Here is a 14,280-nt window from a genome sequence, read left to right on the forward strand (position 1 = left end):
CTCGACCACTTCGCCAACGAACTGTTCGACTATCTTATATACTACAACAACCACAGACCCCATCAGGCCTTGGCAGGACAAACTCCCAAGGCCTTCGCCGCTACCAAGACCACCGCGATCCAATCAGCGAATTATTGAACATCGACAATTGCGAAGAGCTCTTGCAACGAAGCTATCCAGAGTTTCTCCGCGGGTTTACTCTGGATTGCTTCGCTGCGCTCGCAATGACGAGGTCGTTAGATCTGTCAGTCTGCGTGGGTCTACGACGTCTTTGCCTTCCCGCGTGTCCGCCGCTTACAGGTGCCCGGCAGCTTCGCGGCCAGGAAATCGCCAAGGGCCTCGACACGTGCGGGACGCGGGCCACCGGGCGGCGTCACCAGGTGCACGGCGCCTTCGGCCTGCTTCCAGTCCTTGAGGATCACTTCGACCTGACCTGAGGAGATCGCCTCGCCGACGATGAACTCGGGCAACTCGGCGATACCGAGGCCCGCGATCAGCGCCGGCATCACCGCTTCACCATTGTTGACGCGGAGCTGGCCGCCCGGGCGCACGCTGGCCTGCTCACCGGCCGAATTGGTGTAGTGCCAGGCATTCGGCGTCGAGAGATAGGCGTAGCTGAAGCATTTGTGCTCGGCCAGATGCATCGGATGCGTCGGACGGCCATATTGCTTGAGGTAAGACGGCGCCGCCACGGTATAGCGCGGCATGGTGAAGAGCTGCCGTGCGATCAGCGAGGAATCCGGCAGCCGCGCGATCCGTACCGCCATGTCAAAGCCTTCCCCGATCAGGTCGACGGTCGCATCGCTCAAATGCAGGTCGACCGAGACTTCCGGATAGGCCTGAAAGAATTCCGGCAGCAGCGGCGCCACGGCCTTGATGCCGAATGTCATGGGCACAGCGAGCCGGACCAGGCCGCGCGGCGCCACCGATTGCGCCAGCGCTTCGTTCTCCGCGGCTTCGCCATCGGCCAGCAGGCGCGTCGCGCGTTCGGCGAGCTTGTGGCCGGCATCGGTCAACGCGAGCCGGCGGGAGGTACGGTTGAACAGCCGGGCGCCGAGCCGCTCCTCCAGCCGGGTGACCGCCTTGGAGACCGTCGCCTTCGACATCGCGAGCTCGCTTGCGGCCCCCGCAAACGACCGCAATTCCACGACTTTTGCGAAAACCGCGAGCGCCTCGAAATCGGGGAGTTTTGCCATGTGAAGTCCGTCGTTAGTTTATTTAATGAAACAATGAGTTTCAACAGTTTCTATTTCTATACCACAGGCGGAGGCTTATCCAAGCGTCAATCGCAATTCCAGCAATGGAGACATCCAATGACCAAGAAGCTCTCAGGCAAGGTTGCTCTCGTCACCGGCGGCTCGCGCGGCATCGGCGCGGCGTCGGCCCGCGCGCTCGCAGATGAAGGCGCGGACGTCGCCATCAGCTACGTCGCCTCGCCCGAAAAGGCGGAGGCCGTCGTTGCCGATTTGAAAGCCAAGGGCGTCAAGGCACGCGCCTTCAAGGCCGATCAGGCTTCGGCCAGTGACGTGACGCAGCTGGTCAAAGACGTGGCCAAGGAGTTCGGCCATCTCGACATCCTCGTCAACAATGCCGGCGTCGCCGCGGGCGGAGCGATCGACGATGCCAATGCCGACACCGAAGCGTTCGCCCGCCAGGATCTGATCAACGTGCATGGCGTGATCGCGGCTATCCGCGCCGCCTCGCAATTGATGAATGAGGGCGGCCGCATCATTACCGTCGGCTCGATGCTGGCCGACCGCGCCTCGTTCCCCGGACTCGCCGACTACGTCGCCACCAAGGCGGCCGTGGTCGGCTACACCAAGGGTGCGGCGCGCGATCTCGGCCCACGCGGCATCACCGTGAACGTGGTGCAGCCGGGCTCGATCGACACCGACATGAATCCGAAGGACGGCGGCGAGTTCGCCGAGACCCAGCGCAAGCAGCACGCGCTCCAGCGCTTCGGCCGCCCCGAGGAAGTTGCAGCCGGCGTCGTCTTCCTCGCAAGCCCCGAAGCCTCCTTCGTCACCGGAACGGTGCTCAATGTCGACGGCGGATTCGGCGCCTGATTCAGGCGCCGTCCGTTCAAGTCAAGGAATTACGCAAATGATCGAACTCAGACCTTTCGCAAAGCTCGGCGGCGCCGATCACGGCTGGCTCAAGGCCAAGCATCATTTCTCCTTCGCCAGCCACTACGACCCGAACAACATGGCTCACGGCGCCCTGCGGGTGTGGAACGACGACGAGATCGCGCCGAACACCGGCTTTCCCGCTCACCCCCACGCCAATATGGAAATCATCACCTATGTGCGCGAGGGCGCGATCACCCATCAGGACAGCCTCGGCAACGAGGGACGCACCGAGGCCGGCGACGTGCAGGTGATGAGCGCCGGCAGCGGCATCCGCCACTCCGAGTACAATCTCGAGCCGACCAGAACGCGGATCTTCCAGATCTGGATCGAGCCGACCGCACGCGGCGGTCAGCCGACCTGGGGCTCGAAACCATTCCCCAAGGCGGACCGTTCCGGCAAGCTCGTCACCATCGCGAGCGGCTTCGAGGACGACACCGACGCGCTGCCGATCCGCGCCGATGCGCGGGTGCTCGCCACCACGCTGAAGGCCGGCGAGAGCGCAGAATACACGCCGCAGAAGTCACGGCACCTCTACCTGGTGCCGGCTGCGGGCGCGGTCGAGGTCAATGGCGTTCGCGTCGAAGCCCGCGATGGCGCCGCAATCCGCGACGAGGACAGGCTGAAGATCACCGCTCTGGAAGATACGGAGCTCGTGCTCGTCGATGCGGCGTAGGCGCCCCCACCACACAGCAACTCGTCATGCCCGGCCTTGAGCCGGGCATCCATCGCCTTCGTAAAGAGCTTTTTGAAAAGCGATGGGCTGCCGGGTCAAGCCCGGCAACGACGGCGAACAAGCAACTCACCTCGTCATCCAACGGAGACCACCCATGACCAAAGTTCTCGTCCTCTATTATTCCGCCTATGGTCACATCGAGGCGATGGCGAATGCCGTTGCCGAAGGCGCGCGCGAGGCCGGCGCCACCGTCGACATCAAGCGCGTGCCGGAGCTGGTGCCGGCGGAGGTCGCGAAAGCCTCGCACTACAAGCTCGATCAGGCCGCCCCCCTCGCCAAGATCGAAGATCTCGCCAATTACGACGCGATCATCGTCGGTACCGGCACCCGGTTCGGCCGGATGGCCTCGCAGATGGCCAACTTCCTCGACCAGGCCGGCGGGCTGTGGGCCAAGGGCGCGCTCCACGGCAAGGTCGGCGGCGCGTTCACGTCGAGCGCGACCCAGCATGGCGGCCAGGAAACGACCCTGTTCTCGATCATCACCAACCTGCTGCATTTCGGCATGATCGTCGTCGGCATGAACTACGGCTTCGCCGGACAGATGAAGCTGGACGAGGTCACGGGTGGCGCGCCCTACGGCGCCACCACCATCACCGGCGGCGATGGCAGCCGCCAGCCCAGCGCCAACGAGCTCGCCGGCGCACGCTATCAGGGCCGCCAGATCGCGGAGACCGCCAGGAAACTACATGGCTGAGCTGCACGGCTGACGCGATCGCGGGCGGCATTTCTCGTTCGGGAATGCCGCTTCAGCGCGTCCCCTTGCCCATCGCCCGCGCCGCAAGCGCGGCGAGCCTCGGGTGACGGCGCAGCCCCTGCGCGGCGTGGTCGCGCCATGCATAGGGCAGGCCCCGCCAGGACAGTGCGACGCTGACATCGGTCAGCGGGACCCTCTGAGCGCCGAAGCGGCGCTTATAGTCCTGATTGCCGATGCTGAGATCGAAGCAGCGCACGCCCCCTGCATGCAGTGCGGCCATGGTGCGCTCGGCGACGAGCAGCCCGGGCGAGCAGCTCGACCATGAATCACCGGCGTGGCTGATGCGCAGCAGGTAGTAAGTCGCATCCTGCCTGACGCCGAGCGAGGTGGCGACGACGCCCTCGTCGCAGACCAGCGCCGAGACGACGGCATAGCCTTCCACGACGCCCTGGCGGGCGACCTCGCGGTAAAATCGCGCATGGGTCTCGTCGTTGAGGATAAATGGCGAGCCGAGCTTTCGCATGCGCGCCTGCTGCTGAACATCCATGACATCCAGCAGTTCATGCGCGCGAGCGATATCCGCAGCGATCTCGAACCGCGCGCCGGCATGACGGCTGAAGACGCGCCAGCAGCGCGGCATCTGCATGCGCTTGATCGAGGCCTGGTAAGCCTCATAGTCGTCGCCCATCAGCACCAGATTGCCGTTGAGCGAGGAGGATCCGATCCGGCCGAGCGAGACCAGCGGGTTCGGCTTGCCGCCGATTTGGGCCGGCATCTTCCTCAGGCGCAGCAGATCGAAGCCATCGGGCAAGGCGCGTAGTGCATCGATCAACGCCTTGCTGATGGCATCTGGCGCATCCGCGTCAAGCGACAGGATCGGCGCATTGTTATCGGAGACGCCGAGATCGGCAAATTCGACCACGCGGATGCCGCGCCTGGTATGGCTGATCATCGGCACAAGAGCGATGTCCTTGCCGGTCGCGGCATCGGAGATCACGGCGATCAGCGGTGTGAGGTCGTGGAACGCCTCGTACCAGGCGCCGAGCCAGTAACCGTGCTGGAACGCGGTGCGATGGCTTGCATTCAGGCGCAATGCGGCCCGCCGCCAGTCGCGTATGAAATCGACCGCGATTCCCGACGTGCTCGACACCCGGCCTTCTGATTGCTCGACGCTGAGGAACGTCATCCGCGGGACATAGGATTACTGAAGTTTCCGGATAGATTATGTTTTGCCGCGGAGGACAAGTAACGTCGCCTCTTATCGTTAAGCGATGCCACTTAAAGCCGCCCCGCTGCGACAGGTGTCAGTGCTCAGGTTCCACCTGCCCTGCGCACTGGAACCGGGCCAGGAAGTGCAGGCCGGCCACTGCGACAGCGAAGATGAACCAGATCGGACTCTGTCGGTCGAGCAGGAAGGTCTCGGTGGCTCCGTAATAAAGGCCGAACAGCCATACCGTCAGGAACAGCTTTGCCAGCGCGCGACTGCGGTTATGCGCCTGGGCCGACTGAAAATTGCCGAGCGGTGCGAGCACGAAGACGAGGATCACCAGCAGCAGCCCCGACAGGCCGATGGTGACGGCGAGGTCGAGATAGCTGTTGTGGCTGTGCGCCGCGCTCGTCGCCCATTCCGCGCCTTGCGTGGTCTGCCGCTCGGTCAAATCATCCCAGAAGGCTGCATAGCCGTGGCCGATGATCGGCTTCTCGGCGACGGCTGCGAGCGCGAATTCCCAGATGGCGGAGCGCCCGGTGAAAGTGGGGTCGAGCGGAAGCAGCCGCGTCATGGCGCCGAGCGACGGACTCAAGACGCTGCCCACCGTCAGCAGGTTCATCGCGATCAGCGGCACGAAACAGATGATCCGCTTCAGCCAGAGGCTGCGCGTGACGTAGACCAGCGACGCCAGCGCGTAGATCGCAAGGCACAGCACCGAGGACGTCTTGCCGCCGGTGAAGATCAGGAAGATGCCGGCAAGCACCGCGATCGCCGGCCCCATCACGAACGCGCCGGCACTGCAAAGGTAGATGCCGACATAGACCAGGATGGTCATCACCGGCGAGGCGACGTTCTTGTGGCCGAAACTGCCGCGCCAGTCACCGGCAAGCTGCGGCTCGGTGATGTCGAACGCGGTGTGAATCGAATATTGCGGCGCGAGGAAGACGCCGAGATAGCAGAGCACGAGCAGCGCGAGCGCGGCACCGCCGAGGCACAGGTTGAAGCTGCGCTGCGTCGGCGGCAACAGCGGCAGGAGCACGGCGAGCGACGTCACGCTCGCCGCGAGCACGAAGCGCTGAAACGAAACGCCGCGGCTCTCGGAGAAGGCGATGTTGATCAAGAGCCAACCGACGAGACAGAGATGCAACGGGGTCACCAGGGACTTCAGCGCTGGCGCATCGGTCACGGCGGCGAACAGCACGGCGACCACGGCCAAGAGGCCGAAGGCGATGTAGGTCAGCGCCATTCGCCCGCTGACGACAGTAGCGAAATTCTCACTCCGCAGGTCCGGAAACGGATCGAGCGTCACCAGGATCAACAGCAAGGCCGCGACGGCGACGAGACAGCGCGCTGCCCGCACCGCGTTCAGCCCTGCGAGCCCGCCGCGCAGGACGTGGCCCAACGATCGGGCCTCGACGTCAGTCATGTCAGCGGCGCTGCGATCCAAGCTGCGATCCATAGCTCAAGGCAGGTGAGGCCGGGAAGCTTCAGGTTCTAGCTCACCGCCGTTAACCATCCGTCAACCAGCATGTCGAAGACGACAGGCATATTCTGTGCGGCAGCGCTGCCGCACTCTAGATTTGCCGCAGGCTCAATGTCACCGGCTTAACGTTATTCCACGAATCCGGCGCCGCGCAGGCGCTCGCGGCAGCGACTTGCCCATAATGCGGGTATCATCCGCAGCAGCCGAGATTTCGATTGCTGGCATTGCCGGCTCGGCAGACGCGCCCTGGTTAACGGATCATTAAAGACGAGTCGCAGCTTGATCACCGCCGACGAGGTTCTCGAATTAACGGCTGCCTCACGCGTGATGCCGGCGGCGCGCCTGCCGTTGCCGGTGAATCCGGGCGCGTCGGTATCCGTCGTCATTCCCGCCAAGAACGCTTCGGCCTATATCGGCGAAACCATCGCCAGCGCGCTGGCGCAACGCGATGTCGCCGAAATCATCGTCGTAGACGACGGCTCGACCGACGACACGATTGCGATCGTCCGCGCCATGCGTGATCCACGGCTCCGCATGATACAAAACGCCTCCGCGGGCGTGTCAGCGGCGCGCAATCTTGGCGCGCGGCAGGCGGTCGGCGATTGGCTGCTCTTCCTCGATGCCGACGACCGCCTGCGGCCCGATGGCGTGGCGGCCCTGCTGGCGGCAGCGCGCGGCGCTCCGCGCGCGGTTCTCGTCTATGGCGACTACAACACGATCGACAGCGAGGGACGGCAGATCGGCCGGCGCGATCTGCTGAAGGGACGTTGCAAGCCGTCCGGCGACGTGCTGACGCGGCTCGCAGCCGGCAACTTCATCGTCAATGGCGGCATCGTGCTCACCCGTGCGGAGGCTTTTCGCGCTGTGGGCGGCTTCGACGTCTCCCTCAGATATTGCGAGGATTGGCATTGCTGGTGCCGACTTGCCGCGATCGGCGAGTTCGAATTCGCGCCAAAGCTCCTGCTCGACTATCGCCTGCACACGGCGAACACGATGAATGCCGCGGTGCGGACGCCGCAGGATTTCTTCCCGGCGGTCGCGCGAGTCTTCGACGACGGGCTGATCCTGGCGAGACTGCCCGAAGGCACGGCCGGCGCGCTGCGCCGGGCCGCCGAGATTCATCTCGTCACCTATTCGGCGATGCAGGCGGTTCGCTTCGGCAGATATCGCGACGCCGTCGCCTATCTCGCCATGGTCGGCCGGCGCTCGCTCAAATCGCTGCCGCGCTCCGCGCTCCGGGTCGTCCTCGCCCGTTTTGGCATCTAGCTCCGCTACCAGGGCGTCAGGACACGATCTTCGAGGCTTCATAGGGCTTCGGCTCGATGCCGAATGCCGCAAGCACGGAGCCGAGCGCGACCATCACGGGATGCATCGCGACGACTGTCTTCGACGATGTCAGCAGACCGGCCGCACGCACTAGCGACAGCGGCAACCGGCCAACCATCTGCGCAAACACCAGCATCCGCGCCGCTGCGCTCTGCGCAGCCTTGGACTGCACGCGATAATTGATCGCACCGATGCGCAAGCCTCGCTTCGCGATCCAGCCGAGGCTGGTGCGGCTTTGCGGCACGGTCTCGGTGATGACCGCCTCCGCCGTCCAGTGGAATGTCATGCCGGCATCGCGGCACCGCACGAAGAAATCGCAGTCGCCGCCGCCGAGGAAATTGAAGCGCAGGTCGAAGGCCGGACGCTCGAACCGCTCGAATACCGCACGCGTGATCAGACAATTGCCGCAGCCATAGATCAGCGGCACCGCGCCGCTGTAATCATAGGCGGGACAGAAAGCGGGATGACGTGACAGCCAGGGCTGGCTGTCGTCGTCGAAGACCGGCAACACCGGCCCGCCGACCACGTCGGCGCCGGTCGCCTCCGCGGTGCGCACCATCAACTCGAGCCAATCGGGCGAGGCGATCTCGTCGTCGTCGATCATCAGGAAGCGGGTCGCGGCGGGAAATATGGCCTGCGCCGTCTCGAACGCGGCGTTGATCGCCTGGCAATTGCCCTGCCGCTTCTCGACGAGGCAGATGCCCTGGAGCCTCCCGTCGGCGAGATATTCCGCGGCGACCGGCGCGCTCTCGCGCAGCGCGGCATCGTTCTCGACCATGACGACCGCAAAGGAGCGAGGTGTGCGCTGGCTGGCCAGCGAGTCCAACGTCAGCCGCAGATGCTGCGGGCGGCGGAAGCAGGGAATGCAGACGACGATGCCGACCGACAGGTCGATGACGCTGGAGCTCGCCGCGATCTCGCGGTTGGGATCGCACACGAGGTCCGAGAAGCGCGTGGCGGACAAGTCTGTCGGGATCAGTGTCATGACGTCCTAGATGTCCGAGATATGTTGAAAAAGCCCTGCTTCGATCGCGCGGATCGGCCGCGTCCCGCGACGGCACATCGCGGCGGGACAGATGCGTCCCAAAATGAACGGCCGGCGAGCGGAAAATCCTCGCGCACGCTGGCGATCTCCAGCCATCTTGGCACAAACACCATGCAGTTAACCGCCTTCGCACGCTTCCGCAGCGAAACCTCGCACCCGTGTTAGTGCAACTCGCGGTCCAATGCGCCGACAACACCTCAACACGAACAATGCCGTAGTTAACGCCTATGCGCATTAACCCGACCGTAAGCACTGCGATCAGTGAGATGGCGCGGCATCAGATTTGCTCTTCGGCCAAGCGAGTTTTTTCCTGTAAATTTGAATAGAACAAGTGCGGTCAGAAAATCATGAACAAGCCAGCGACGATCGAGTTCGCGACAGCCACGGCGATCAACGTCTCCGCGGCCACTCCCCCCACCCAGGCGCTGCACGATCTGATCCCTGGCGAAGCCCGCGACAGCCTGCTCGCGATTCATGACGTGCTGCGCCGCGAACTGCCGCAGGGCCGGCTCGCCATCTATGAAGCCGGCGGTGGCTCGTGCAGCGTTCTGCCGCCGGACTTGCCAAGCCGCAGTCACATCACCGTCGTCGACATCGACGAGGATCAGGTCCGCAACAATACCTACGCGGACGTGGCGATCCTCGGTGACGTCCAGACCTACCGTTTTGGGCAAGAGACTTTCGATCTCGTCATCTGTTACAACGTGATCGAACATCTTCCCGACGTCGAAGCCGCACTGCTGAATTTCCGCGATGCGCTCAAGCGCGGCGGAATGATCCTGATCGGCGCCCCCAACCCGCGCTCGCTGTCCGGCGTGGTCACCAAATACTCGCCGCATTGGTTCCACGTCTGGTTCTACCGGAATATCCGCGGCATCAAGGATGCCGGCCTGCCGGGCGAGCCGCCGTTCCCGACGTTCTTCCATCCGCTGGTGACATTGCCGAGGCTCGAAGCATTTGCGGCCGCCAACGGTCTCGAGATGATCTATCGTCGTGAAGTCGAGAGCCCGCGCTATCCCGAGATGCGCCGGCGCAAGCCTTTGTTTGCGGCCCTGGCCGACGCTGGGGCCACGGTGCTGAACGCCGTGCTGCCGCGCGGCACCGACGTCCGCCGCGGCGATTATCACGTCATCCTGCGAAAGAGCTGACGCCATGCGCGCGCAGCGGATCGCACAACAAGCGAAGCTTCGCGGCCACGCTGCGCGCGGTAACGAACCGTTAATCTCTGAGCGACCTCAGCGTCGCCGCGACGCACCGAAGAACGACATGCGCTTAAACGCTTTGTTTGCCATTTCGGTGAATAGTCCCTCAATGAGTATGGTTAATTTTTCCTGTTGCGTTGATTGGGCACCTATATCCCGGGTGCGTGGCGTGAAACGAAGAGTAACCCCTCAGCCCGCGGCAGTTGGAATGAAAGCTGGGGATCATGCTTGACTATAACCAGCCGATTGAGCGGGCCAGACCGGAGGCCCCGCGAGGAAAGCCTCAGGCCGGCTTCAGCGTGCTGGAGCTCGCCAATCTGCTCTGGCGGCGAAAGGTCGCGATTGCCGCGGCCGCCCTGCTCGGCGCGACGCTTGCGGTCACCATCGGCAAGAGCCTGACGCCGCGCTACACCGCCACCGCACAGCTCTATGTCGACCCGCGCGAGCTTCAGCTCGTCGATCGCGAGCTGACGCCGCGCGCCCAGGACGTCTCCGGCATGTCCATGGTGGTGGAGAGCCAGGCGCGCCTGATCACCTCCAATAGCGTGCTGCTCCAGGTCATCCAGCAAGCCGGCCTCGACAAGGATCCGGAATTCGGCGGCGGCGAGGGCACGAGCCTGATGTCATCGCTGCTCGGCCTGATCGGCCTTCAGCCCCGCGCGCCCTCCGCTGCGGAAAAGAAGGAAGTGCAGCTCGCGGCGCTCGACGCGCTGAACCGGCACATCACGGTCCGCAAGACCGAGAAGAGCTTCATCGTCGACATCGAGGTCTGGTCGACGGACCCCGCGAAAGCGGCAATGCTCGCCAACACGCTGACCAATGCCTATCTTGCGGAATCCCGCAACTCGCAGGCCTCGGCCGCACGGCGCGCCACCAATGATCTCTCCGGCCGCCTGAAGGAGCTGCGCGAGCGGCTGCGCAACGCCGAGACCGCGCTTGCCACCTACAAGGCCCAGAACAATTTCGTCGGCACCCAGGACACGCTGATCAGCGACCAGCAGCTCTCCGCCAGCAACCAGCGGCTGGCCGCGGCCCGCGCGGCGACGATGGATGCGCAGGCGCGGCTCGACCAGATCGAGGCGAGCCGGCGCACGGCGGCGGATGCGGGCGCAATCCCCGAGGCGCTGCAATCGCCGACGATTGCGAACCTGCGCGCGCAATATGCGGACGCCCGCAAGAAGTATGCGGAACAAGCCGGCGAGCTCGGCCCGCGCCACCCGGCGCTGCGCCAGACCGAGAAGCAGGTCGAGGATCTCAAGCGCACCATCAACGAGGAAATCGATCGCTTCGCCCAGTCCGCCAAGAACGACCTGACGCGTGCCCGCGACTTCGAAGCCTCGCTCAACCGGGCGCTGGAAGCGCAGAAGCGGCAGAGTGTCCAGCTCAGCCAGGCCGCAGTCCGCCTGCGCGAGCTCGAGCGCGAGGCCGACGCCAGCCGCGACGTCTATCAATCCTTCCTCAAGCGTTCCCGCGAGACCGAGGAGCAGGAGAGCCTGAACACCTCAGCAGCCCGCGTCATCGGCGAAGCGACGGTGCCGCAGCGGCGCTCGTTCCCGCCGGCGATGAGCCTGTTTGCCATGATCGGCTTCATCTTCGGTGCGGTCGCGGCGTCGAGCTGGTTCGCTGCGGCCGAGCTCATGTTCGCTGGTGCGAGCGCGCCGGCGCCAACACCTGCCCGTCCACAGCGCACGCCGGCGCCGGATGCGACGCGAGCTCCGCAGCGCGCGCGGGCACCAGAGGTCTCGGAGGCCTGGCCGTCCCCGCAGGTCTCAGGTGCTCCGGAAGTAGAGCAAGCTCCGCCGGAACTTGCCGCACCTCCGTTACAGCCTTCGATCGTCGAGAAGCCCCTGATCGAGAAGCCGCTGATCGCACGCCTCCAGGAGGCCGACGTCATTCATACGCTCGGCGCCATTCTCGCCACCGGCGGCAGCGTCGATCTCACCCGGCTGGGCTGGCCGACCCTGCGCCCCGGCTTTCCCCTCACCACGCTGCTCAATGCCTGGCGCGACATGCGCGCTGCCGTGGCCCGGCGCGCCGGCGGCATGGCGATGCCGGTCATCGCGCTCGTCGGGACCGGCGAGACCACCGGGCGTAGCGTGGCCGCATTGAATTTCGCACTGGCCGCCGCGCGCGACGGCACCCGCGTGCTGATGATCGATGCCGATCATCAGGCGCGTTCGCTCTCGAACAAGGTCGATCGTCGCGGCAAGAACGAGCCGAGCAGGCTCGGCTGGCTCTCGATTGGCAGCAAGGACGCCCGCGAGATCAAGACGGTCAACGGCATCTCGGTGCTGCCGGCCGCAGAGGGCGACGCCGGCAAGGCGGCCGACGCCATCCGCAAGGCGATTACACAGGCGCGAGCCGCGGGTGGCTATGATCTCGTGATCCTCGACGGCCCCGCGGTGCCGCTCTCGGCCGGCGGCCGCAAGCTGCTGGACGACACCGACGCGCTGGTGGCGGTGCTGCCGACCAGCCTCGACATCAACGACAGCCTGGAAGAGATCTTGACCACACTCGGCCGCGCCGAGCGCAAGCTCGTCGGCGTCGTGCTCGACGAGCTCACTCCCGCAGCCCAAACGCGCCAGCGAGGCCGGCAATATGCTTGAGCGTCGCGTCAATTTCGAGGGACGGACGGCAACTGCCGACGTGCCGCGGATCACCGTCGGCGGCCTTCGCATGGCCGCGATCGACCTGGAAGCGACCGCCGATTTCATGATCGAGGCGACCGATCCTGACAATCGCATCGGCCGTCCGCTGTTCCTGACTTCGGCCAATGGCGAGGTGCTGGCGCGCTGCTCGACCGAGCCGCAGACCGAGCGCCTGTTCCGCATCGCCGACCTGATCAACGCCGATGGCCAGCCGCTGGTCGCGGCTTCGAAGCTACAATCTTGGTTTCCGCTGCCGGAGCGCGTCGCAACCACGGACCTGTTCCATGTCGTCGCGCGCAAGGCGGAAGCGCTCGGCCGCACCTTCTACATGCTCGGCGCCAGCGAGGCCGAGAACATCGCAGCGGTCGAGAACGTTCAGAAGATGTATCCGAACCTCAAGATCGTCGGCCGCAGCCATGGCTATCTGCGCGGCGAAGCGTTGCGCGCGAAGGTCCAGGAAATCAACGCGCTTGCGCCGGATTATCTCTGGGTTGCGCTCGGCGTGCCCAACGAGCAGGCATTCGTGGAGGAATTCACGCCGCATCTCACCAATGTTGGCGTTATCAAGACATCCGGCGGCCTCTTCAACTTTTTGTCGGGCAGCCGTTCCCGCGCGCCGCAATGGATGCAGAAGATCGGGCTCGAGTGGGCCTGGCGCACCTGGCTCGAGCCACGCCGCCTGTTCTGGCGCTATTTGACCACCAACCCCCGCGCGCTCTATCTTCTCTTCAGCCGTAACCGACCCGTCCGTTAAGGGAAGAGCTGAACACGACATGACCGACCGACCGACCGTCCTCGTCACCGGGGGCGCGGGCTATATTGGCTCGCATGCCTGCCGCGCACTGACCGCCGCCGGCTATCAGCCCGTCGTTTATGACAATCTCTCGACGGGCCATCGCAGTTTCGTGACTGGCCCGCTGGTGACGGGCGATCTGCTCGACGGCACAGCACTGGCGCGCGCCTTCGCCGATCACAAGATCACGGCAGTGATGCATTTCGCGGCGGCGAGCCTCGTCGGGGAGTCCATGACCGACCCGCAGAAATATTACATCAACAACGTGCAAGGCACGCTGTCGCTGTTGCAGGCGATGCGTAACGCGAACTGCCATCGCATCGTGTTCTCCTCGACCGGCGCCGTCTATGGCAACGCCGATTCCAAGGAACTGCCGGAAGACTTTCCCTGCGTGCCAATCAACCCCTACGGCGCATCGAAATGGATGATCGAGCGCATGCTCGCCGATTACCGCGCGGCCTATGGCTTCGGCGCGTTCTGCCTGCGCTATTTCAACGCCAGCGGCGCCGACCCAGCCGGCGGCATCGGAGAACTGCGCGACAACGAAACCCATCTCATTCCGCGCGCCATGATGGCGCTTCAGGGTCATGTCGACTTCGCAGTGTTCGGCGACGACTACGGCACGCCCGACGGCACCGCGATCCGCGACTACATCCATGTCACCGATCTCGCCGCGGCGCATGTGGCGGCACTGAAGCTTCTGGAAGAAGGGCATGCCGGCGGCAGCTTCAATCTCGGCACCGGCTCCGGCTTTTCCGTGCGCGAGATCCTCAACGCCATCAGGCAGGAGACCGGACGCGAGGTGCCACACACCGTCAAGCCGCGCCGCGCCGGCGATCCCACTTATCTGGTCGCGGATCCCTCTGCCGCGAAGAAGGTGCTGAACTTCATGCCGCGTCACTCCGACCTGTCTACGATCATCCGCACCGCCTGGGCCTGGCACCAGAAGGCGCATCCCTTCAGGTCGCGTTAGGTAACCGTCCTGCACCTTGCCGGCAGGGCCCTTCAGCGGCTAAA

12 protein-coding genes are annotated in these 14,280 nt (G+C 64.7%); 8 read left to right on the forward strand and 4 right to left on the reverse strand.

From position 1 onward, the window contains the following. Positions 1 to 260: 260 nt before the first annotated feature. Positions 261 to 1,196 carry a LysR family transcriptional regulator gene (locus tag IVA96_RS10585; protein ID WP_247277631.1) on the reverse strand — a complete coding sequence of 312 codons (936 nt, stop codon included), beginning with the start codon at positions 1,194 to 1,196 and terminating at the stop codon, positions 261 to 263. 117 nt (positions 1,197 to 1,313) lie between these two features. Here IVA96_RS10585 and IVA96_RS10590 point away from each other — a divergent pair, with 117 nt between their 5' ends. From IVA96_RS10590 to wrbA, 3 genes are all read left to right on the forward strand, one after another. After that, a complete protein-coding gene (locus IVA96_RS10590) occupies positions 1,314 to 2,066 on the forward strand; it encodes an SDR family oxidoreductase (RefSeq protein WP_247277632.1) in 753 nt (250 codons plus the stop codon). A gap of 37 nt (positions 2,067 to 2,103) precedes the next feature. Further along, positions 2,104 to 2,802, forward strand: coding sequence for a pirin family protein (locus tag IVA96_RS10595; protein ID WP_247417072.1), 699 nt, complete (start codon positions 2,104 to 2,106; stop codon positions 2,800 to 2,802). Positions 2,803 to 2,956: 154 nt separating this feature from the next. Further along, entirely contained in the window at positions 2,957 to 3,556 is a 600-nt protein-coding gene (gene wrbA / locus IVA96_RS10600; RefSeq protein WP_247277633.1) for an NAD(P)H:quinone oxidoreductase, read from the forward strand. 52 nt (positions 3,557 to 3,608) lie between these two features. Here wrbA and IVA96_RS10605 read toward each other — a convergent pair whose 3' ends face one another. Further along, positions 3,609 to 4,742 carry a GNAT family N-acetyltransferase gene (locus tag IVA96_RS10605; protein WP_247277634.1) on the reverse strand — a complete coding sequence of 378 codons (1,134 nt, stop codon included), beginning with the start codon at positions 4,740 to 4,742 and terminating at the stop codon, positions 3,609 to 3,611. A 118-nt stretch (positions 4,743 to 4,860) separates the two neighbouring features. Beyond that, entirely contained in the window at positions 4,861 to 6,213 is a 1,353-nt protein-coding gene (locus IVA96_RS10610) for an O-antigen ligase (protein ID WP_247277635.1), read from the reverse strand. Positions 6,214 to 6,528: 315 nt separating this feature from the next. On the opposite strand from IVA96_RS10610, the gene IVA96_RS10615 reads away from it, so the two are divergent. Next, a complete protein-coding gene (locus tag IVA96_RS10615; RefSeq protein WP_247417075.1) occupies positions 6,529 to 7,515 on the forward strand; it encodes a glycosyltransferase in 987 nt (328 codons plus the stop codon). Between the two features lie 16 nt (positions 7,516 to 7,531). Here the strand turns inward: IVA96_RS10615 and IVA96_RS10620 are convergent, their stop codons facing one another. Beyond that, positions 7,532 to 8,560, reverse strand: a complete 1,029-nt coding sequence (locus IVA96_RS10620) for a glycosyltransferase family 2 protein (RefSeq protein WP_247277637.1) — start codon at positions 8,558 to 8,560, stop codon at positions 7,532 to 7,534. Positions 8,561 to 8,967: 407 nt separating this feature from the next. Between IVA96_RS10620 and IVA96_RS10625 the strand changes: the two genes are divergently transcribed. The 4 genes from IVA96_RS10625 to galE all read left to right on the forward strand — a co-directional run bounded on the left by IVA96_RS10625 (position 8,968) and on the right by galE (position 14,236). After that, entirely contained in the window at positions 8,968 to 9,768 is an 801-nt protein-coding gene (locus tag IVA96_RS10625; protein WP_247277638.1) for a methyltransferase, read from the forward strand. A 278-nt stretch (positions 9,769 to 10,046) separates the two neighbouring features. Continuing rightward, positions 10,047 to 12,428 carry a Wzz/FepE/Etk N-terminal domain-containing protein gene (locus tag IVA96_RS10630; protein ID WP_247417077.1) on the forward strand — a complete coding sequence of 794 codons (2,382 nt, stop codon included), beginning with the start codon at positions 10,047 to 10,049 and terminating at the stop codon, positions 12,426 to 12,428. Continuing rightward, positions 12,421 to 13,224 carry a WecB/TagA/CpsF family glycosyltransferase gene (locus IVA96_RS10635; protein WP_247277640.1) on the forward strand — a complete coding sequence of 268 codons (804 nt, stop codon included), beginning with the start codon at positions 12,421 to 12,423 and terminating at the stop codon, positions 13,222 to 13,224. Before IVA96_RS10630 ends, IVA96_RS10635 begins: the two co-directional genes overlap by 8 nt. 19 nt (positions 13,225 to 13,243) lie before the next feature. Next, the gene (galE, locus tag IVA96_RS10640; protein WP_247277641.1) at positions 13,244 to 14,236 is read left to right on the forward strand and encodes a UDP-glucose 4-epimerase GalE; all 993 of its coding nucleotides are present in this window, start codon (positions 13,244 to 13,246) and stop codon (positions 14,234 to 14,236) included. Positions 14,237 to 14,280 lie beyond the last annotated feature (44 nt).

The sequence above is a fragment of the Bradyrhizobium sp. 159 genome (assembly GCF_023073795.1).
GTDB lineage: Bacteria > Pseudomonadota > Alphaproteobacteria > Rhizobiales > Xanthobacteraceae > Bradyrhizobium.